We start from the raw sequence: 19,925 nt of genomic DNA, 5'->3' as shown, positions 1-19,925 counted from the left end.
CAAAGACATTGTATGCGATGGGGGGCCACGCTGTCAATATTGTATGTACGGCCGGCGGGTCGCATTGCCCGCCGCTCGCCCCGGCGGCTATGCTGGCCACTCCACGTGAACGCAGAGCAGCCCCGGATTTCGCGGTCCGGGGCTGCACTGTTTCCGAGGGCGGGCGACAGGCGTCGCAGGGCGCTACCGGATGGCCTCCAGCCGCAACCAGGAGTCGCGGAGGACGAACGTCGTGGCCGCGCCGTCCGCCGTGTTCTGCCCCCACTCCAGCGTCAGCGCGCCCGGACCGTTCGCGGTGACCGTCCCATGCACCCACGCCCGGTCGAACGTGCCGGTCGCCCCCAGCGCCAGCGTGCCGGCGTCGAACACCAGCTGGAAGCTCGGCTTCGTCGGGTCCGCCAGCAGAGGCCCGTCCGCACTCCACCTCATGCCGCCGGACCCGGCGCTGAACACGAACCGGCCCTTGAAGTCGGCCACCGCCGAACTGCGGTACCAGACAGCGCCGGACAGCGCGTACGTGCCGGCAGCCGGGATCGGCAGCACCAGCTGCGGGTCGGCGAGGAAGGCCGTCGAGTTGTTCTGCGGCTCGTCCGTCTTGCGCGCCCAGATGGGAGCGGTCGAGGGGCGAGCTGCCCAGCCGACGATGTGGTTCCCCGCAGGCGGCGTCTTCAGCACGAACACCTTCGCGTTCACCGCGACCGGGCCCACCATCGACACCACCCGGATCGGCACGGTGTCGCCGTCGTGCACCACCCGGACCGTGCCGTCGCCGGCGACACTGACCACCCGCGCCGGCCGCAGCCGCCACGTCAGCCCCAGCCGCGCCATGCGCTCGAGGACGGCTTCGGCGATCGCCTTCACCGGCACCCCCGCCACAGGGCTACCCCCGCTCATGCCTCACCGCCGTTCGTGTCCGCGTACGCCCGCCGCAGGGTGTGCCGCATCGCCCCGCCCGGCACCAGCGGCAGCGTCCAGCCGACCTCCAGCCACCGCCGCCCGTTCCACCGCACCACGTCGTAGGCGTCGTGCCGCGGGTCGGCCGGGGTGCTCAGCTCCACCGTCTCGTACACCGTCTGCTGGATGCCCAGCGTTCGGGCGTACACCGTCGCCTGTGCCTGCGACCGCACCTGCACGTCGACCGTCTTCGGCAGCACGAACCCGCGCCGCGCGATCGAGTGCGGCGCCGACGCCGGCACGTCGTACACCCCGACCACCGGCTCCGCGTCCGACCCAGGGTCGTTGCTGACCGCCACGAACCGGTTCGGTGCGTCCAGCAGGCCCGACACCCGCGAGATCGACCCCCGGATCACCCGGCCGGAGGCGTCCAGGTCGATGGTCACCGCCTCGCTGGCCGGGTCGAACGCCCGCCGCAGCCGCAGCAACCCCTGATGCCCGAACCACGGCATGAAGTACCCGCCGGACGCCGCCAGGTCCCGCAGCGCGCTGGCCCGCGACGTGCCGGGCGACCATGAGCTCACCGACGTGAACTCGGTCGCGTCGACCATCACCGCACCGATGGGCAGCCCGTCGAGCAGCCGGGCCACCGCCTGGTCGACGAGCTGGCCGCCCGCGTCGAAGCCGATCTCCATCTCCTGGTCGACGAGGAACATCTCGTCGAACAGCGTCAGCGGGGACGTCGACCCGGCGCTGGTCACCAGGTCCGCCGCGTCCCCGATCATGTAGCGGCCCAGCGGATACTCCGTCCGGCCCGCATCACCGAGCACCATCCACACCGCGATCCGGTCGGTCACCGGGTTCACCCGCGCGGCGTCGTCCACGCCCAGGGTCAGCCCGGATACCCGCCGTGCGATCGTCGACGTGCCGTCGTGGCTCAGGCTCGGCGACGAGCCCCGCAGCGGCGTCAGCGCGCCCCTGCGCACACCGGTCCGGCCGTCGATCAGGTCGAACCGGTACGACGCCGACCGCTGCCCGAGGTGCGCCGGCAGATCCAGCAGGTCACGCGCGTGCGCAGATCCCAAGGCCGTCCACCTCCCACACGTTGCCCTGCGCGTCGGTGAACTGCGTCGTGGCCGCCGGCTGCGCCTCGAAGTCGGGGCTGGCCAGCAGCGGCCCGTCAATGCCCCGACGCACCTCGGCCCGGGCCACCGTCACCGCGCCGGTCAGCGTCACCGCCAGCCGCCCCGGATCCGCCGTCGGCGGCTCAGGCAACCCCTGATAGGCCCAGAACGCCGTCCAGGTCTGCCCATCCTCCGACGTCCACCACTGGCCGTAGCCCTCGCCGTCCATCGCGTCGTTGCCGTACGTGAGCCGCAACCAGAGCCGCTGGTTGCGCACCACCATGTCCGCGGTGCTGTGGCAGTCGTAGAACCCGTTGCCACCGAAGATGTCGAGGCAGGTCGACACGGCATCGGCGGTCATCCTCCACCCCGACGACGGCTCGCCGCCCACCCCGTCGGAGAGGTACGACAGCTCGGCGGACCACTGATCGCCGGTCGGCCGCAGCTCCATCCGCACGTCCAGGTCGTTGGTGACCGGCTCATTGACCAGCAGCTCCGCGAACTCCACCGTCGGGTCCTCGTTCGTGTTGCCGGTCGTGAGCTGCGCCCGCACGCCCACCTGGCCGGGGTCCAGCAGCACCCCTTGCGACGCGTACGTTTCCCACCGCCACTGGTCCTGCCCGTCCGGCCACACCGCCGCCCGGACCGCCTCGTCCCGCACCTGCAACCGCAGCCAGTACCAAGCCCCCGGCGTGTACGCCAGGAAGCCATCCGTTGGGGTGCGCACCGTCGTGAGGTTCCCCAGCGAGTACAGCGTGCCGCCCGCGGTGAATTCGAGCTTCACGCCCAGCGTGCCGTCGGTCTGCGCCGCCAGCAGAGCCCGAAGGTTGTTCGCCGCGTCGACGTGCCGGGCCACCAGGTACGCGCTGATCGGCTGGCCCGCCGCCTTCTCGTTGAAGCGGAACCGGACCCGCACGTCGACGTCCCTGCGGGGCGCGTCGACCACGGCCCAGCGCCGGTCCCACAGGCTGATGAACGCGCGGTCGATGGACAGCTTGTGGCTCACCGGGGGCGTGCCGTCCATTTGGACGTTCAGCGCCGCCCGAACACCGCCGGCCGGCGCCGACGCGATGAAGTCGAGCCGCGTCCACGTGTTCGCCGCCAGGTTGACGACGGGCCCCAACGTCGACGACAGGTAGGTGCCCGCCGCGTCGAACCAGTTGAAGCCGATCCGCGCGGCCCTGGCGACCGGGCAGGACACCCTCGCGTGGACCCGGTAGCTCGTGCCGTTGGGGATGATCCCGGTGGCCTGCTCCGTCTCCGCTCGCACAAGCGCGGCCACCCCGTCCGGGCTCAGCAGCCCGGACGCCGACCCCTGGTACGCCTTCGTCGTGTCCCGCGTGAGCGTCCCACCGAACGCCGTCCAGTTCGCCGCGTTGACCTCGAAGTCCGGGTTTGCGTTCAGCGGTCGCGCCAGCCGGATCGTCGCCTTCTCGGCGGCCACCGAGTAGTCCGCTGGCGCGCCGTTGAGGATCGACCAGCCCGGCCCGAGCCCGGCCGCCACGGTCCGGTCGAACAGGTCGGCGAACACCCGGGAGGCGAGGACGTCGGCCGGCGCCGGCGTGCTGGCCGTGACCGACGAGACGAGGCCCTCGGGCCGCAGGCCCTCGCAGGGGGCGGGCCCGCCGTCGAGCGGCGCTGGCGTAGCCGTCACCTCCACCACGGTCAGCTGCGCCAGGTGCAGGTGGCCGCGGGGGCGGCGCTTCACCGAACCGCCCGGCACCAGCAGCGTCGACAGCCACCGGTTGTGCAGCTCGTCGCGGACACACACGTAGGGCACCGTGTCCCACGCCAGGTCGCGCAGGCCCTGGAACCCCTTGTCCATCGTGGCCGGCACCGCCGCCGCGTTGACCAGCAGCGTCCGCGTGAACTCGACGCCGCCGCGCTCCAGCGGCCGGAACGCCGTCCGGAAGTCCCGGTCGAACATCTCCTGCAGCTCGACCTGGCTCGCCTCGGGGAACGTGAAGTCCTCGCTGGGCCGCCCGTCCCAATCCATGCAGTAGGCCAGGTTGCCGGCCGGGTTGTGGTTGCTGGTCAGGATCAGCACCCCGGCGTCCACCCTCGTGCCCGTCACGCCCGGCGCGGCAATCGTGGCCGCGACCGGCGGCGACCACGGGCCGGCGAGGCCGGTCCGGTGCATCATCCGAATGCGGTACCGAGACTCGACGCCCACCCGCGCCTCGTAGTCGTCCACCGCGGTGACGGCCGGCTCGACGACCTTCGCGATGGTCTCCCACTCGTCGGCGGCCATCGCGTCGTCCTGGCGCTGCACCTCGTAGTACGCCCACCCGCCGACCACCGGCGAGTTCGTCGCCGCCCAGGACAGCTGGTGGTAGCGGATGCCGGTCGGGATACGCGCCGCCGGCCGGGGGCAGCCGGGGTCGACGATGGTCAGCGGCTGCACCGCCGGCACCACGGTCAGGCCCGTCACCGCGTCCATCTCCTGCGCCACCATCAGCGTCAGGTCCGCGTTCTCGTCGGCCTGCCCGTCGTAGGTGGCGAACGCGGCCCCGCCGCCGTACCCGGCCTCATCCCACGACGCGGGCGGGCCCGCGGCGGCCGGGTTGGCGTCGGCGCCGAGGACCTGCCACGGCGCTTGGCTGTCGGCCCGGCTCGACCATGCCCACCAGGTCCTCCCCCCAACTCCGGCCGACTGGTACGGCGGGTCGAGCTTGACGGTGACCTCCCGCCATCCGTCGGCGATCTCCGGCAGCGCGTCGAACTCCTCGACCGTGATCCGTGCCTGCGGCCCCAGCCGCTCGTTCGTGTCCGCCGGGTTGACCTGCGCCAACTCCAGCGGATCGCGCGTCTCGGGCAGCCGACGGGCGTAGAAGCGAGCCCACACCCACCAGCCAGCAACGTCCTCGACGATCTGCTGCGTGGTGGAGCCGGGCGGGGTCAGCTCCGACACGGTGGCCACGACCTGCGTCAGGTATCCGTGGCAGCCAAGCTCCGGCTCCGACGTCCCGTTCAGCGCCACGATCGACGGCATCTCGTTGACCGTCGCCACGCTCGGCACGGACCCGGCACGGAGCGTTTTGCGCAGCAGCACGCCCCGGTGGGTCGGGAACGGCGCGACCGGTCCCGCCCGGTCCGCCTTCACCGGCACCGGCGACGCCACCGACAACTGCCCGGCGTACGCCTGGCCGACCGTGAGCGCGTACTCCTGCCCGGCGTCCAGCCTCACGCCCGGACCCATCGTTCGCACGTCGGCTATCGGCAGCTCGTAGTAGTAGCCGCTGATGTAGAACGCGCCCGGCGAGATGTCCACCCCGCCGGCCCCGACCCGGTTCTCCACCCCGTAGGTCACTTCCAAGGCCAGGTAGTGCAGTTGGAACACCGCGCCCGCCGGCGCGACCGCGCTGGTCTGGAGCCGCACGTTGATGTTCGTCCCGCCGGAGGTGTGCAGCGCGGTCAGCCCGGCCGGCGGGGCGGAACCGGCGATCGCCTGTGCGCGCCACGGCCGGCGGCCGCGCTGCGTCGTCGGCGCCGCGGTGGTGTCCCACCAGGGGTTCAGCTCGCCCAGGCGGGACCGGCCGATGGCCGTCACCCCGTTGTGGACCGCCGGGCCGCTCAGCGTCTCGTCCATCAGCCAGTTCACGCCCATCGACGGCCGCTCCAAGCCGAGCGTCACCGCCGGGGCCAGGTCGGCGAACGGGCCGGACATCACGTACAGCACCGACACGTCGAGGATCCGCCGGTAGTCCAGCGCCGCGTGCGTCCTCGGCGAGGCGGTGTCGAACCAGAAGCGGGCCGCCGCGTTGGGACCGGTCAGGGTGACGTGCCGCGGGTCGGACGGGTTGTGCACCGCGTCGGGCGGCATCGACGCACCGCCGGCAAGAGCCGCGCCGGGCAGCAGCTCGCCCTGCCGGCACGGGATGACCAGCTTGCGGACGGGCCCGGTGCCCGCCACCGCGTCCGCCGGGTACAGGTTGACCAGCAGCTCCTTGCGGGTCGGCAGGCCCGGCGGCGGCCCCGCCACTGCCAGCCGGACACGCTGCAAGCCGCTGTCGCCCGCGTGGGAGTCCCGGGCCCGGAACGTGTAGCCCACCTCGCTGGCCGTGTCGAGCACCACCGCGTCCACCACGAGCGGCGCCCACTGCATGCCCATCACGTAGGGCCGGTCCGGGTTGTACTCGCCCACTCAGATCGTCCTCACTGTCGTGGCCACGTCCCGCCGGGCCAACGTCTGCAACACGCCCTCGCCGACCGCCCGGCCGGTGTCCAGCGCCTCCTCCCGGGTCGGGACCGCGCCCTCGAAGGTCACGCGGATCGAGTCGCGGGCGAACACGATCGACCCCCCGCCGCCGCCGTCCGCGCCGAGCAGCCGCATCAGCCCGGACTGCTCGGCGAGTTCGCGCGCCCGGCGGGGCCGGGTCAGCGGCACCACCACCTCGTCGCCGGCCTCACCGCCGACGAACAGCGTCGGCTGCCGCAGGATCGCGCCGTTCGCCAGCATCGGAATCCTGGGCAGCGAGCCGGGGAGCATCCCGTCGACCTTGGCGATGCCGGAGTTGATCGCGCCGATGATCCGGTTGAGCTGCGAGCGGATCGTGCCCGAGATCGCGCTGGCGATCGCGCCCAGCGACGGCACCCTCTTAAGCCCGTCGACGAGCCTCCTCACCAGCGCCGACCCGGCCGACAGGAACCTCCCGGCCAGGCTCGTGATCTTGCCCGGCACGGAGGCGATGAACGACACGATCGAGTTGAAGCCGCTCACCGCCGCCGACTTGGCCGAGCTGACCGCGTTCGTGAAGATCGACCGCAGACGGCTTCCGAGGCTCGCCAGGCCGGAGGCGATCCGGCCCGGCAGCGCCGTCGCGAACGACACCGCCGCGTTGAAGCCCGCCGTGAGGGCGTTCCTCGCCAGGGTGACCGCCGAGTGGAACAGGGCGCGCAGCCGGCCCGGCAGCGACGCCAGGAAGCCGAGGATCTGGCCCGGCAGGATGGTGACCGCGTAGAGGATCAGGCCGATGCCGATGCCCAGGGCCTGCAACGCCATCTGCGCCGCCGACGTGAACAGGGACCACAGCATCTGCGGGAGGCTGGCCAGGAACGCGCCGATCTTCCCGGGCAGCTCCGCGAACCACGTGCCGATCGACTGGAAGAACCCGACCACCGCAGTCCACGCCGACGAGAACGCGCCGCCGATCGCCGAGCCGACGCCGGCCCAGTCGATGCTGTTGAGCCAGCCGGCGACCTGGGCCAGCCAGCCGGCGACGCTGGATAGCGGCGACAGCAGCCACGCCAGCGCCGACGCGATCGCCGACACCAGCGGCGCGACGGCCTGCGCCGCGAGGAACTGCAACAGCAGCGCCGCGACCTTGATGAGCGGCGCCACGACCGCGACCGCCACGGCGGCGAGCTGCGCGACCAGCGCGATCAGCGGCGTCAACGCCACCACGATCTCCACCAGCGGCGGCAGCAGCGACACGATCGTCGGGACCAGCGGCATGAGGGCCTGGACGACCTGCACGATCAGCGGACCCAGCGCGGTGAGGACCGGGGCGAGGGCGGTGCCGAGGGCGGTGACGATCTCGCCGAGCGGCGGGCCGAGCTGCGTGAACAGCTCGGCAAGCAGGCCGGCGACCGGGGCGAGGACCGCGGAGAGCGTCTGCCCGATCTGGAGCAGGACCGGGCCGAGCGCCGTCACCAGCGGCCCGATCAGCGGGCCGAGCGCCGTCAGGGCCTGCGCGAGGGGCCCGACGAGCATCGTCACCAGCTGGCCGATGACGGGCAGGACCGGCGCGATGGCCAGCGCGATCTGCGCGATGAGCTGGCCGATCGGCCCGAGCGCCGGTGCGAGGGCCTGGATGCCCGTCGACAGGGCGGCGAACACCGGCCCGAGGGCGCCGCCGAGCGCGGCGAGCGCCGGCGCGAGGGCCGACGCGAGGGCCTGCAACGCCGGCACGACGGCCTGCGCGATCGGCAGGAGCGCCGGCACCAGCGAGTTGCCGATGATCCCGAGCAGCGTCATCAGCACCGGCGACAGCCCGGCCGCGACGGTGCCGAGGGCGGTGAACACGCCTTGCAGCGCCGCGCCGCCCTGCGCCGAGGCGAAGAACTCCCGCAGCGTCGCCGTGGCGGCGACCAGGCTGCCGAGCAGCCCACCGGGCCCGGCCGCCGCGTTGGCCGCCTGGAAGACCGACCCGAGGATGCCCTTGACGTTGGCCGCGACCTGTCCGAGCTGGGCGAGCACCCCGGACGCGCGTTCGATCGCCGAGACGGCGGCGCCGCTGGCGGCCATCGCGGACAGCCAGTGCCCAAAGTCGGCCGCCAGGTTGCCGGTGAGCCCGGACAGCTGCGTCAGCGACGGCAGCGCCACCGCGGCGATGTCCCGCAGCCCGGTCAGCAGCGGCCCGGTCGCCACCGCCAGGTTCCCGACCGACACCTTGGCCGTGTCGAGGATCTGGCTGAGCACCGACACCGTGGCGGACTCCCGCAGGAACTCCAGCGCCCGCCGCGCCGCCAGGCCGTACTCGGCGGCCACCGCCGCCAGGCCGGACCGCAGCGGCCCGGACAGCACGGCGGCGGTCTGCCCGATCTGCCCGACGAGCGGTCCGGCGAACGCGTCCTGCGACGCGGTGCGGATGTCGTCGAGCGCCGGCTTGACGGCGCGGAAGTCCTGGGCGAGGCGCTGCGCCTGCGGGGACAGGCCCTCGATCGCCTTCTGGAAGGCGGCGGCGTCGTCGCCGGCCGCCGCCTTGAAGGCGTCGCTGAGGCCGGCGGTGGCGATCTTCAGCGCGCCGATCGCCGCCGCGCCGACCGCGATCGCGCCGGGGACGGCCAGGGCCGCCCCGCCGACTGACGCGAGCGACCCCGCCAGGCCGACGAGGCTGCTCGACGCGGTGGCTGCGATCGCGCCGATCGCGCCGATCTTGAAAGCCTTCGCCAGCCCTTTGCGCAAGTCCGGACCGAACTTGCTCACGTCGCCGATGATCTCGATGTACGCACGCCCTAGCGCCACGCACTCAGCGTAGATCAGTCTCGACGGCCGCAATCCCCCGCTGTGACCGTATAGGGCTGCGCCGTTGACCTGCCCCTACGACGAAGGGCTCCGGTGACGCAACCGGAGCCCCACGCCATTCGCTCATCCAGAGCCGGACCCGTCCCGCGCCGGATCTCCGCACAGCGTAGCGACGACGCCGTGAGCGCCGAAAGCCCTCGCGCGTACCGCCCACCGCCCCGTCCGCGTACCCTCACGACAGGCGCGTGCCAGCCTGGCACAGTGCCAATGCTCGGAGGTGCAACCCGGTGATCAGCCCCCTCGCCCGCCGTCTTCGACTCGGCACCGCCATCCGCGAGCTGCGGGACCAAGCCGGGCTCACCGGCACCGAACTCGGCCGCGCGGCGGGGCTGGACCGGACCGCGGTGAGCAAGGTCGAGAACGGCGAGCGCCGGCCGCTCGACACGATCCTCAAGCTCCTCGACGTCCTCGTGCCCGAGAGCGACGAGCGGTACCGCGGACTCCAGCGCGTCGCCCGCGACGGCCTCGCCAAGGGCTGGTGGACGAACCTCGAGTACGCCGGGATGGGCGACCGGCAGGCCAAGACCGCCGACATCGAGAGCGGCGCCCGCACCATCCGCGAGTACCAGAACTCGCTGCTTCCCGGCCTCGTGCAGACCGAGGCGTACTCCCGCCACCGGGGCCAGGTCGCGCTCGACGACGGCGCGGACTTCGACCTCAACGGCACCGTCGCCGGCCGGATGCGCCGGCAGCAGCAGATTTCCGGCCCGGACGGGTCGGAGTATGACGTCGTGCTGGAACCGCAGGCCATCGAGCGGCTGCCCGTGCCGCCGACGGTCATGCGGGAGCAGTTGCAACACCTGCTCACCCTGGCCACGACGAGGGAGAACGTGCGGGTCCGTGTCCTGCCGGTTGACGCCCGGCTCGGTCGCGGGTACGTACCGCGCTCGCCGTTCTCCCTTTACGCCTACCCGGACCCGGAGGACCTGACGCTCGTCGCCGTCGACACCGTGACGGCCGATCTGCTGGTCACCGACCCCCGGGAGGCGGACCGGTACGCGCGGCTGTTCGACCAGCTGCGCGATGCCGCGCTGTCCGAGGAGGACAGCGCAGACCTCATCCAGAAGGCGGCCGACAAGTTGGCCGCCGAAGCCTGAGCAGGAGTCCTCCATGAGCGATCCCACCTTCCGCCACTGGCGGAAGTCCACCCGGTCCGACGGCGGCCAGAACTGCGTCGAGGTGTCCGACGCCGTTGACGGCAGCGTGATGCGCGTCCGCGACAGCAAGGACAAGACCGGCCCCGTGCTCGCCTTCACCGGCGAGGGCTGGGCCGCGTTCATCGCCGGCGCGAAGGCCGGAGCGTTCGACCTGGCCTGACGTCCAGCAGTCCACACCCGAGGGGTCGGCACCGCACGGTGCCGGCCCCTCGACGCGTCCGCACCAGACACGCCGAGTCAGTTCCCGCGCGCCCCTTGTGACATCGACCGGCTCCGTGCCATGCTGGCACCGTGCCAGCCGGCACGGTGCTAAATCAGCACGGTGCCAAGCAAGACCAAGACGGAGAACCGCACCCTTGGGGGCATCTCATGGTCCAGGTAGGACACGGTCTACACGCAGCAGCGCGCACCACCCTGCTCGTCGACGGCGACGTTCCACCGCCGCCGCCCGGCGAGTTCGTCCCCCACGAGGGCTACATCGTGTTCGGCGGGGACGGCCACCGCCGGGCCTTCGCCGACTACATGCTGGCCGTCCACCGGCCCGGCCGGCGACACCTGGACCTGCGGCGAGGCTGGCTGCCCCGCCTCCAGGTGCAGCGGCGCTGCACCTGGTGCGACGACTCGTGGGTGTGTACCGCCGCCCGGTGGGCGCGGACGGTGCCGGAGGGCCCGGGGGAACCGGCACCGCCGGGCCCTCCGGCACCGCCCGCGCCACCACTGTGGAACAGCCCGACCGCCATCGACTGGCCGATGGCCGGACTCTTCACCCTCGGGCAACGGCGGCGCGGCCAGGGAGTGCGGCCATGACCGTGCGCCTGCCTGACGTCATCCCGAACCTCTCACGCGGCGTCATGTACCGGCACTGCGTCGAGGTCTACCTGCGACACCAGCCGGGCCCGATGGGGACCTGCCTCTGTGGGCAGGTCGGCTGCCGGTCCCGCTACAACGCTTCCGTGGTGATCGAGGCGGCTGGGGTCAACCCCGCCTCGGTCACGGCCGCCGACGCAGCGCCTCAGCTGTGGCACGAGCGGCCCGTCCCGTCCGCCGACCCCGCAGGGGGTGCCGGGTCGGTGCAGGAGCCGGCGTATCCGACGGGCATCGCGTCAGGTTCCGACGCAGCCCGGCCGGCACTGGCCGGGGGGTGGGCAGCACAGCCCCACCCCCCGGCGACTGGACACCATGGGGCCGAACGATGATCCCCGCGCCGGCCCGGGTGGGTCTCGCCACCACCAACGACCCGTACCTGCTGCGGAACCTGATCTGGTGCGGCCCGTGCGACGTGCCGATGTACCCCAACCCCGCGTGGGGGCAGCGCACCTACAAGTGCGGCCTCGGCTGCCGCCGGATCGCGCTGCCCGCCGACGCCATCGAGTCGGTGACCTGGACCGCCGCCGAGCGCCGGGCCACCCTCGACGCGATCGCCCCGCCCTGCCGGCAGTCCGTCCTGGAGCTGCTGCTGGTCAAGGTGATCGTCGTCAGCGACGCGCCCGACGACCTCGCGTTCGTGTGGCGCACCTGATTCCGCCCGGCTGCAACCCGAGCGGCCGGCAACAGAAAGAGGAGCACGTCATGGCCCAGCGACACCTCAACTCGTGGTTCAAGAGCACCAAGTCCGGCCCGAACTGCGACAACTGCGTCGACATCAAGTTCAACGGCGGCGGCAACGTCGAGGTGCGGAGCAGCCGCGACCCGCAGGGCCCGACGATCGTCTTCGACGCGGGCGAGTGGGACGCCTTCATCGCCGGCGCGAAGGCGGGCGAGTTCGACATCCCCGCGCACGCCCGCTGACCGTCTCACCATGAACACCCGCCGGCCGCTGCTTCCCGCGATGCGGCGGCCGGCGGGCTGACCCCGCGCCACCGAGTTCCCCCCGTGTCCTCGGTCGCGCGGTCCGAGCGGGCCCGCTGCGCAGAACACGACGCAGCCGCAGCGGGCCCGCTCCCCCAGGCCCGAGCAGGCGCGCCTTTCCGTCGTTGGACGTGCCGCTCGCGGGGCGGGCGGGTCGTGCTCACAAAGCACCAGCGACCCGCCCGCCCCACCCCAGCCCGGACCGCACGCCGCACGACGGCCCGCTACCGTAAGACCTGTCCCCCGACAGCTAGTTCGAGCTGTTGGAGGGTCACCCGTGGACATCATCAGCCGCGCCGAATGGGGCGCCCGGCCACCCGAGTCCCGCTCCACCGTGCCCTGGTCCAAGCGGACCGTCTTCATGGGCCACTACTCGGCCGCAAGCGCAACGCAGACGCCACGCCAGATCCAGGACTTCCACATGCGGGTCCGGAACTGGTCGGACATCGGCTACAACTTCCTCATCAACTCCGTTAGCGGCCTCATCTACGAGGGCCGCGGGTGGACGACGGTGGGCGCGCACTGCGCCGGCCACAACACCGAGGCCATCGGCGTCTGCATCATCGGCAAGGACCAGAAGGGCCGCCAGGACGTCTCCGACGCCGCCCGCCGCGCCTTCAAGTGGCTCTACGAGGAAGCCAACGACCGCAAGGGCAAGCGGCTCACGCTCCTCGGCCACCGCGACCGCGGGTCCACCGAATGCCCCGGCGACGAGATCTACTCCTGGCTCAAGGCAGGCCTGCCCATCGTCGGGAGCCCGACGCCGCGGCCGTCGCCGAAGCCGTCGGCGGGCACGAAGCCCGCGCCCGGCACGCCGGTCGCGTTCCCGTTGCCCGCCGGCTGGTACTTCGGGCCGGCGTCCGGCCCGGACTACTCGGTGTCCGGCAAGCACGAGCGCTACTTCCGGGGCCGCACTGACCGGGCCTGGCTCAAGGACTGGGCCACCCAGCTCGGCCGCCGGGGCTGGTCGGTCGGCAAGGGCCGCCGCTGGCTCGGCGGGGCCGGCAACGACGGCATCTACGGCTCGGAGTACCGCGCGCTGATCCTGGCCTTCCAGGACGACCAGGGCCTCCGCGAAGACGGCCTCCTCGGCGTCAACACCTGGAACGCCGCCTTCCGCAACCCGGTCAGCTAGGAGCCGGCCGTGATGAAGCCCGAGTGGATCGTCGCGTTGCTCGGCGGCGGGTCGATCGTGGGCATCGTCATCGACCGCATCTTCACGTGGCTCGTCGGTCGACGCAAGGAGAAGGTCGCCCTCGCCGACTACGGGACACAGATCGCCGAGCGGCTGCTGGGCCGCATGGACGCCCAGCTCGCCGGGGCGGAGACGAAGCTCCAGCTCGCCGAAACGCAGATGGCGGCCGCGAACCTGACCATCGCCCAGCTCCGCGAGGAGCTGGCCATCACCGGGGGCGAGGTCGCCCACCTCCGGGCCGAGCTACGGGCCCGCGAGGTCGTCATCGCTGAACGTGACCGCTTGCAGGTCGAGAACACCCAACTCAAAGCCAAGATCGTCTCTCTCGGAGGCAGTCCGTGACCGAACCCACCCAGACCCGCCACCCGTGGCGGGCGACCGCCCGCACGATCTTCGCGGCAACCGTCGCCGCGCTGACGCTTCTGCCGACGGTCGCCGTCGCCGGCGGCATCGACACCTTCCCCGCCGTCGCTCAGGTCGTCGCCGTCGCCGCCGCGATCACGCGGGTGCTCGCGCTGCCCGGCGTCGAGGACTTCCTGGAGCGGTTCCTGCCGTTCCTCGCCGCCGCCCCGGTCGGCGACGAACCGGCGGCCTCGCCGGTCCCGCCGGCACCGCTGCCGACCCGCACCACGTTCCGCGACAACGACTTCCGCTGACCCGCCGACGCGAGGAGGGCGCCCCCACCCGGGGGCGCCCTCCTTCGCTATCTGCCAGCCGCGCGCTGCATCCCGCCCAGCGCCCGGGCGAACGACTCGTCCGTCTCGTCGTCCGACCACTCCTCGCGGCCGTCCAGCTCCGCCGACGGCGGCGGGGCCTCCAGCGCCTGCCGGAACTTCGCCACGTCCTTCTCGGTGCCGCCTTCCACCCACCAGGCGTAGATCACGTCCAGCAGCGACGGCAGCGGCAGGTCCAGCGGTTCCCGGCCGGTACGCAGCAGCATCGTGCCGTGGAACTCGGGCCAGCGCTTGACCGCCAGGGTCAGGAGTCGCTGCCCGACCCAGTAGGGCGGGCCGACCACTCCTCGACGACGTGCGTGAAGATCCCCATGGCGTCGGAGAAGTCGAACTCGTCGTCGGTGTCGAGCAGCCGCTTGCGGAACACCCGCAGGCTCATCGGGTCCAGCGTCTGCTCGAAGAAGTCGAGCACCGCCGCCACCTGGTCCTCCTGCGTGCGACTCGTCGACGCCGCCGCCACCAGGTACGCCAGCTGGGCATCCTTCGGCGCCCGGCAGGTCATCTCCACCTTGTCCAGCTTGAACTTCACGTCGGGCAGCTTGTTGCCGTCGCCGGCCTGCTGCGCGACCTTCGCGCTGGTCGTGAACTCCCTCATCGTTTCCCTCCCTATGAGCGGACGAGCCGGAACCCCGCCGGCACCGCCACCTCTTCCATCGCTTCCCGCAGCCACGGTTGCGCCCTGGTGCCCGGGTGGTTCACCAGCGTGGTGAACACGACCTGGCCGCCCGTCTCGAACCGGAGCACCCCGCCCGGCCGCCGGGGCCGGATCTGGTGCGGCTGGGTGCCGCCGTGCACAGCCGCCGCGTACTCCACGTCGTTGACGACGAACCCGTAGACCTGGCCGCGCCCCACGCCGACCTCTTCGCGGTGCGCCGACCGGAGCCGGCCGGTGTCGACCGGGCACTTGAGCACCGCCCGGGTCCGGACCCGGCGGGCCACGCTCCGGACGAACCGCAGCACCGGCCCCACCGGGCCGGTAAGCAGCTGGCGCATCTCCCCCGCGAACAGGTCGACCCGCGCGTTGACGCGCACCGCCATCAGCGCCGCCGCGCCCGTCTCGCGGTCGGCTCGCCGTCGACGTCGCCGGCCGCCGCGGTGGCCGGCGGCTCGTCGACGTCGCCGGCCGGCTCGCCGCCGTCGACCACCACGGCGGCCGGCGGCCGGTCGCCGTCGTCCAGGACCTCGTACCGTCCGGCGTCGACGAGCGTCGCCAGCCGCGCATCCCACGGGACGTGCCGCACCTCGCCGTCGGCGACGCCGGGCATCGCCGTCAACGCCCGCACCGTGACCTGCTGACCCTCGCGCATCGCCTTCACTCCTCCTCGCACACGCACACGTTCGTTTGCACTGCGACCAGGACCTCCTGGCCGACGCAGCCGCCGGACGGCCCGACGCTGGACTGCTCGCCGATCCACACCTCGTCGACCGCCGGCACCTTCCGCAGCTCGCACAGCACCGCCCGCCGGATCCGGCCGGCGTCGTCGGCCAGCTCCGCCGCCGACCGCTCCAGCTCGGCCGCCGTCGGCGGGAACCCCTGGTCGTCGGGCGTCGGCGCGCACCGGGCGGTGCCCGCCCCCAGCTCCACCGCCCAGAACGCGCCCGGGTCCGCGCCGTCGTCGAGGGGCGTGCCCCGCCCGTTCGGGAACTCACCCGCCAGCACCGGGTACGTCCGCACGATCCGCACCCACGCCTGGCCCTCGCAGCACGAGTCGATCGCCACGTCCCGGCCGGGCACCACCGCGCACACCGCCGGGGCGCCGCCGAGCGCGTCGGCCAGGGCCGCCCCGATGAGCTCGCGCAGCCGCACCGCGACCGGCCAGGCCACGTCGTCGGCGGGTGCCGGCACCGGCTCCGTCACGACGTCCTCCTTCGGCCGCGGTTCAGGTCCGGCGACCACACCACCGTGTCGCGGGGCAGCCGGTGCGGGTTCACCACCCGCAACCACTGGTCGACCTCGGGCAGCCCGGTCATGCCGTCCTTGGCGAGCTGCGCCGGGTCGACGAACGTCTGCTGCACGCCCTGCCGCACCAGCGACTGCACCCGGCGGGGCAGCCGGCACGAGTTGTCGGCGGTCAGCACCTTCGCCACCTCGGCCGCGTACTGCCCGGCGGCGATCCGGCCGCCGGCCGGCACCTCGACGCCCCGCTGGTAGGTGACCGCCCACGCGCCCGGCTGGTCGTCGGCGGCCCTCAGGTCCTGCGAGGCCGGCCACTTCTCCCCGTCGACGCGGACCAGCCACCGCCGGTTGTGGACCACGTACGCCGCCGCCGGCAGGACCTGCCCGTCGATGAGCACCTGGGTGACGGCGTGGACCGGGCCCGGCAGGCTCACCTCCGTCCCGGGCGGCAGGCACCCGCAGGACCAGTCGGCGCAGCCGCACAGGCTGATGAGCAGGCTCCCGTACGGCAGCGCGCCGGCGTACGGCAGCGGCAGCCACCCCTCCCGCCACCACTGGTCCCGGTCGTCGCGCCGGCACGGCCGCACCGTCGACGAGCACAGGCCGAAGCGCCGCCCGGACAGCGCCCACAGCACCTCTGTGGCGAGGTCCGTGGCCGTCGTCCGGACCGCCTCGTCCAGCTCCGTCCAGCCCTTGAGGTAGGCCGTGTTCAGCGGCCAGGAGCATGGGCCGGTCCGCACCGGCTGCGTCACGGCGGTCCCTACACCGAGGGCGCGACGAACGACTTGAAGCGCTGCGCGCCCGTCGTCGTGTCGGTGACCGTGATGAGGTACGTCCCGGGGGCGGCGTACTGGTGGCTGACCGCCGCCTCCTCGGCCGGGCCGGGCGTCTGTGCGCCGTCGCCCCAATCCACCGTGTACGGGTGGACCGGCGGGCCGGGCGGCACGTACGTCGCCGTGAACTCGGCGGTCATGTTCGTCGCGTCGGTCGCCAGCTTCTCCACCGTGCCGTCCGGCGGCCGCGCGGTCAGGCCGCACGTCGGTGCCGGAGGCGGCAGCATCGTCCAGTCCATGTGGAGCAGGTCGAAGTCGCCCATCGGGTCCAGCAGCGGCTCGACGCCGGTCGACCGCAGGTAGACGTCGTACGGGCCGACGCCCCACGCCGGGTTCTCGATCGCCTTGCCGGTCAGCGTGAAGCTCGCCGCCGCGTTCTCGATCGTGAAGTCGCCGATCATCCCGTCGATGAGCTGCGGGAGCAGGAAGTAGCCGAACCGGGGCCGCTGCACCGCGCCGGCCACACACTTCTTCTGCGACGTGCCCGACCACAGCTCCAGGGCCACCGCCGAGTCGAGGTTCAGCTTGCTGGTGAAGCGCATCCCGGTCGCGTTGCCGTTCTCGTCGAGCACGACCGGCATCCCGGTGAACAGCGTGAACAGCTCCGGGTCGACCCGGCCGGCCGTCACGGTCACGTTGTACATCTTGATCCGCCGCCGGGCCGGCTCGTAGACCAGGTTGTCGCCGTTGGCGTCCTTCTGGTCGATCTCCTCGCCCTCGTCGATCTCGGGCGCGTACTCGACCGTCACGAAGCCCTTCGACGTGACGTGGACCGGCCAGTTCCCGACGCCCAGGATCGGGTCGCCGCACACCCCGAGCTTCGTGGCCCGGAGCATTTTCCCCTTGACGGGGGTGTCGCACACCGCGGACATCGGCACATCCTCAACAGGAGAGCTCCATGCCCGGCCCGCAGCCAGCGGCGAATACCCCGTCAGCGTAGCCGAGAGGGCGCCGGCCCCATGGGGACACAGCGCCCTCTCGGCGTCGTCGCGCAGCCGCTACCCGCGCGCCGCCGGGTGCGTGCCGAGCACCAGGTCGCGGATCAGCGCCTCGATCCGCTCGGCGTCGCCGTGCGGCACCCGGAACGAGATCGTCGTCGCGCCGGCCACCACCGCCACGGCGGTGTGCAGCCCGTCGCGCTGGCTGGCCACCGACTGGACCGCCTTCATGGCGAGCATCTGGCGGCCCTGCTGCTTGAAGCGCGGCCGGCACGCAGGGATCAGCAGGGACAGCGCCACCGTGTAGACGGCCAGGATCACCAGCAGCACGTTCGCGACGGTCGTGCGGCCGGGCCGGCTCCACTCGATCCGGTCAGGCCAGATCACGACCTGCGCGTTCCGTCCGGCGACGTGACTCTCAAACCGCGCCAACGGCTCCATTGTGTTCCCTCCAGTGAACGGGGCCGCACCCCCTGGGTGCGGCCCCGATACTTTCACGGCTGACGCAGCGTCAGCGGTCCCGTCACAACTGGCGGCCGTCGATCACCTCCAGCTCCGCGCCCAGCTCCGCGACCTTCGCGCGGATCTGCTCGGCTACCTCGTCCCACGCGTCGCCGGTCACCACCACGGCGCTGCGGTTGTCGCCGCGGATCCACGTCACCATCACCGCCGAGCGCACGTCGAGCACCTGCCCCGTCCGCTCGCAGGTGATCTGCCGCATCACCGCGTGTCGCAGCACCTCCCGGTTCAGGAACTTCTCCCGGTCGGCGTCGTTGTCGGCCATCAGGGCCGCCAGCACGTCGTTCATCAGTACCGCCCCGCCGGGGCCGGCGACGTCAGCCGCGCCGTCCCCTCGACGATCCTGCCGCGGCACCCGGTGCACACCGTCTCCGACGGCACGCTCTGCGCCAGGTCCACCGGCGTGCGCACCGGCGTCTTGCAGCCCCCGCAGGGCAGCGGCAGCAGCCGGGGCAGCCGCATGCCCAGCAGCAGCATGTCGCGGGGCACCAGCGTCTCCCTCGGCTGCCCGCCACGCGGCAGGATCACCAGGTTGACGCAGGTCGGGAAGTCCCGCACCGGCTGCACGTCGGCGATCTCCACGAGCTGTCCGAACAGCAGCACCTCGTCGCGGCGGTGCAGCTCGTCCGTCCGGATCGGCTGGCTGCCCTGTCCCATCGTCACAGCGGTCACGCCGCCGCCTCCTCTCGCTCCAGCCAGCACAACCTGGCCTCCACATCGACCACCAGCTGCTCGGTCAGCGCCGCCCACACGTCGGCGGGCAGCGTCGCCAGGTGGTGCCACCGCCCGCTGTGCGCCGCGTAGACGTGCAGCGCCCCGTACCCGGCCTCCCACAGGTAGGCCCAGCGGTCGCCGTCGGCGGGCGCGTCGACGCCCATCTGGCCGACGAGCGCCCGGCCGGACTGCGCGGTGCGCACCGCGCGGCCCATGCCGCACACGTACGCCCACTCGGGCCGCCGCTCGGCGACGGCCTGCGCCGGCCACGGCGTGCACGCCAGCACCGACCAGTCCCGGTGCAGCAGCGCCTCCACCATCGCCGCGGTGTCCCGCTGGAAGGTGCGCGCCCAGATCGTCCGCAGCTGGGCGAGGGTCCAGCTCGGCTGGCCTTCCAGCTCGACCGTCCGGGCCCGGTACCAGCGGCTGTCCGGGGCGAACTGCCCGACGAGCGCCCTCACCGCGCCTCCTTGAGGTCACAGCAGCCGGCGGCCGTCTCGAACTTGAGCCGGTCGCCAGCCAGCCACTGCCGCCGGTTGCCGGACCGTTGCACGTCCAGCAGCTCCGTGAGCGGCACCAGGGGCAGCTCGTCGACCGACCAGCACGCCCACGGCTCCCACTTGCGCACGAACGGCGCGGTCGGCACGCCGAGGTAGACGTGCAGCCGGTGGCCGCCGAACAGGTACGCCCACTCCCGGTCGTCCGCCGCGGTGGCGTCGACCTGGCCGGTGAGCCGCTCACCGGGCTCGTCCAACGGGATGCCGATCATCTGCCGGCAGCCGGGCAGCGCGTAGATCCGCCGCCAGTCGGTCTGCATCAGCCGCTCGACGGCGGCCGGCAGGTCGTGGTGCAGCTCGTCGTGCACCAGCGCCGACAGGGCGGGCACGATCACCGTCGGCACGGCGTCGTAGTGGACGTGCCGCGCCTCGTACGAACCGTCGGCACGTTCGGTGCCGATCAGCGCGCGTAGACCCATGGTTTACCTCCACGTGAACCGGGTCTTGCTCGAACAGATACCTTGCCGCTGTCCGGTCGCAATCGTCAA

24 protein-coding genes are annotated in these 19,925 nt (G+C 72.8%); 8 read left to right on the top strand and 16 right to left on the bottom strand.

Going from position 1 to position 19,925, the window contains the following annotated elements:
- Window positions 1-183 precede the first annotated feature (183 nt).
- Genes GA0070610_RS08740 through GA0070610_RS08725 form a run of 4 tightly spaced genes read right to left on the bottom strand, consistent with a single transcriptional unit; the run spans window position 184 to window position 8,985 of the window.
- Window positions 184-894 (bottom strand): hypothetical protein, encoded by a 711-nt coding sequence (locus GA0070610_RS08740; protein ID WP_157747080.1) that lies wholly within the window; start codon window positions 892-894, stop codon window positions 184-186.
- Window positions 891-1,979 (bottom strand): hypothetical protein, encoded by a 1,089-nt coding sequence (locus tag GA0070610_RS08735; RefSeq protein WP_088999558.1) that lies wholly within the window; start codon window positions 1,977-1,979, stop codon window positions 891-893. The genes GA0070610_RS08740 and GA0070610_RS08735 overlap by 4 nt, the downstream gene beginning before the upstream one ends.
- The gene (locus GA0070610_RS08730) at window positions 1,957-6,162 is read right to left on the bottom strand and encodes a hypothetical protein (protein WP_088999557.1); all 4,206 of its coding nucleotides are present in this window, start codon (window positions 6,160-6,162) and stop codon (window positions 1,957-1,959) included. The genes GA0070610_RS08735 and GA0070610_RS08730 overlap by 23 nt, the downstream gene beginning before the upstream one ends.
- Window positions 6,163-8,985 carry a hypothetical protein gene (locus GA0070610_RS08725; RefSeq protein WP_088999556.1) on the bottom strand — a complete coding sequence of 941 codons (2,823 nt, stop codon included), beginning with the start codon at window positions 8,983-8,985 and terminating at the stop codon, window positions 6,163-6,165.
- A gap of 287 nt (window positions 8,986-9,272) precedes the next feature.
- Here GA0070610_RS08725 and GA0070610_RS08720 point away from each other — a divergent pair, with 287 nt between their 5' ends.
- From GA0070610_RS08720 to GA0070610_RS08685, 8 genes are all read left to right on the top strand, one after another.
- On the top strand, window positions 9,273-10,142 hold the full coding sequence (locus tag GA0070610_RS08720; RefSeq protein ID WP_157747079.1) for a helix-turn-helix domain-containing protein: 870 nt from the start codon (window positions 9,273-9,275) through the stop codon (window positions 10,140-10,142).
- A 13-nt stretch (window positions 10,143-10,155) separates the two neighbouring features.
- Window positions 10,156-10,362, top strand: coding sequence for a DUF397 domain-containing protein (locus tag GA0070610_RS08715; protein WP_088999554.1), 207 nt, complete (start codon window positions 10,156-10,158; stop codon window positions 10,360-10,362).
- Window positions 10,363-10,571: 209 nt separating this feature from the next.
- Complete coding sequence (locus GA0070610_RS08710; RefSeq protein WP_088999553.1) at window positions 10,572-11,009, top strand: hypothetical protein; 438 nt, start codon at window positions 10,572-10,574, stop codon at window positions 11,007-11,009.
- 385 nt (window positions 11,010-11,394) lie between these two features.
- Complete coding sequence (locus GA0070610_RS08705; protein WP_088999552.1) at window positions 11,395-11,721, top strand: zinc ribbon domain-containing protein; 327 nt, start codon at window positions 11,395-11,397, stop codon at window positions 11,719-11,721.
- A 50-nt stretch (window positions 11,722-11,771) separates the two neighbouring features.
- A complete protein-coding gene (locus GA0070610_RS08700) occupies window positions 11,772-11,990 on the top strand; it encodes a DUF397 domain-containing protein (protein WP_089003371.1) in 219 nt (72 codons plus the stop codon).
- 337 nt (window positions 11,991-12,327) lie between these two features.
- The gene (locus tag GA0070610_RS08695) at window positions 12,328-13,185 is read left to right on the top strand and encodes a peptidoglycan recognition protein family protein (protein ID WP_088999551.1); all 858 of its coding nucleotides are present in this window, start codon (window positions 12,328-12,330) and stop codon (window positions 13,183-13,185) included.
- 9 nt (window positions 13,186-13,194) lie between these two features.
- Window positions 13,195-13,587 carry a hypothetical protein gene (locus GA0070610_RS08690; RefSeq protein WP_157747078.1) on the top strand — a complete coding sequence of 131 codons (393 nt, stop codon included), beginning with the start codon at window positions 13,195-13,197 and terminating at the stop codon, window positions 13,585-13,587.
- Window positions 13,584-13,901, top strand: a complete 318-nt coding sequence (locus tag GA0070610_RS08685) for a hypothetical protein (RefSeq protein ID WP_088999549.1) — start codon at window positions 13,584-13,586, stop codon at window positions 13,899-13,901. Before GA0070610_RS08690 ends, GA0070610_RS08685 begins: the two co-directional genes overlap by 4 nt.
- 47 nt (window positions 13,902-13,948) lie before the next feature.
- Here the strand turns inward: GA0070610_RS08685 and GA0070610_RS08680 are convergent, their stop codons facing one another.
- The 12 genes from GA0070610_RS08680 to GA0070610_RS08625 all read right to left on the bottom strand — a co-directional run bounded on the left by GA0070610_RS08680 (window position 13,949) and on the right by GA0070610_RS08625 (window position 19,856).
- Window positions 13,949-14,263, bottom strand: a complete 315-nt coding sequence (locus GA0070610_RS08680; protein ID WP_088999548.1) for a hypothetical protein — start codon at window positions 14,261-14,263, stop codon at window positions 13,949-13,951.
- Window positions 14,224-14,574: a hypothetical protein gene (locus GA0070610_RS08675; RefSeq protein ID WP_088999547.1), complete on the bottom strand. Its 351-nt coding sequence runs from the start codon at window positions 14,572-14,574 to the stop codon at window positions 14,224-14,226. Before GA0070610_RS08675 ends, GA0070610_RS08680 begins: the two co-directional genes overlap by 40 nt.
- 11 nt (window positions 14,575-14,585) lie before the next feature.
- On the bottom strand, window positions 14,586-15,017 hold the full coding sequence (locus tag GA0070610_RS08670; RefSeq protein WP_197697807.1) for a hypothetical protein: 432 nt from the start codon (window positions 15,015-15,017) through the stop codon (window positions 14,586-14,588).
- Window positions 15,017-15,286, bottom strand: coding sequence for a hypothetical protein (locus GA0070610_RS08665; RefSeq protein WP_157747077.1), 270 nt, complete (start codon window positions 15,284-15,286; stop codon window positions 15,017-15,019). The genes GA0070610_RS08670 and GA0070610_RS08665 overlap by 1 nt, the downstream gene beginning before the upstream one ends.
- Window positions 15,287-15,291: 5 nt before the next feature.
- Window positions 15,292-15,837 carry a hypothetical protein gene (locus tag GA0070610_RS08660; protein WP_088999545.1) on the bottom strand — a complete coding sequence of 182 codons (546 nt, stop codon included), beginning with the start codon at window positions 15,835-15,837 and terminating at the stop codon, window positions 15,292-15,294.
- Window positions 15,834-16,628 carry a hypothetical protein gene (locus GA0070610_RS08655; RefSeq protein ID WP_088999544.1) on the bottom strand — a complete coding sequence of 265 codons (795 nt, stop codon included), beginning with the start codon at window positions 16,626-16,628 and terminating at the stop codon, window positions 15,834-15,836. The genes GA0070610_RS08660 and GA0070610_RS08655 overlap by 4 nt, the downstream gene beginning before the upstream one ends.
- 8 nt (window positions 16,629-16,636) lie before the next feature.
- A complete protein-coding gene (locus tag GA0070610_RS08650; RefSeq protein WP_088999543.1) occupies window positions 16,637-17,581 on the bottom strand; it encodes a PKD domain-containing protein in 945 nt (314 codons plus the stop codon).
- A 126-nt stretch (window positions 17,582-17,707) separates the two neighbouring features.
- Window positions 17,708-18,034: a hypothetical protein gene (locus GA0070610_RS08645; RefSeq protein WP_157747076.1), complete on the bottom strand. Its 327-nt coding sequence runs from the start codon at window positions 18,032-18,034 to the stop codon at window positions 17,708-17,710.
- A gap of 136 nt (window positions 18,035-18,170) precedes the next feature.
- A complete protein-coding gene (locus GA0070610_RS08640; RefSeq protein ID WP_088999541.1) occupies window positions 18,171-18,455 on the bottom strand; it encodes a hypothetical protein in 285 nt (94 codons plus the stop codon).
- Entirely contained in the window at window positions 18,455-18,838 is a 384-nt protein-coding gene (locus GA0070610_RS08635) for a hypothetical protein (protein ID WP_157747075.1), read from the bottom strand. The genes GA0070610_RS08640 and GA0070610_RS08635 overlap by 1 nt, the downstream gene beginning before the upstream one ends.
- Window positions 18,835-19,341: a hypothetical protein gene (locus GA0070610_RS08630; protein WP_088999539.1), complete on the bottom strand. Its 507-nt coding sequence runs from the start codon at window positions 19,339-19,341 to the stop codon at window positions 18,835-18,837. Before GA0070610_RS08630 ends, GA0070610_RS08635 begins: the two co-directional genes overlap by 4 nt.
- Window positions 19,338-19,856 carry a hypothetical protein gene (locus GA0070610_RS08625; protein ID WP_088999538.1) on the bottom strand — a complete coding sequence of 173 codons (519 nt, stop codon included), beginning with the start codon at window positions 19,854-19,856 and terminating at the stop codon, window positions 19,338-19,340. Before GA0070610_RS08625 ends, GA0070610_RS08630 begins: the two co-directional genes overlap by 4 nt.
- Window positions 19,857-19,925 lie beyond the last annotated feature (69 nt).

Source organism: Micromonospora echinofusca (assembly GCF_900091445.1).
GTDB classification, from domain to species: Bacteria; Actinomycetota; Actinomycetes; order Mycobacteriales; family Micromonosporaceae; genus Micromonospora; species Micromonospora echinofusca.
The sequence above is the reverse complement of the archived record's forward strand: the minus strand, read 5'-3'. Positions and strand labels throughout refer to the sequence as shown.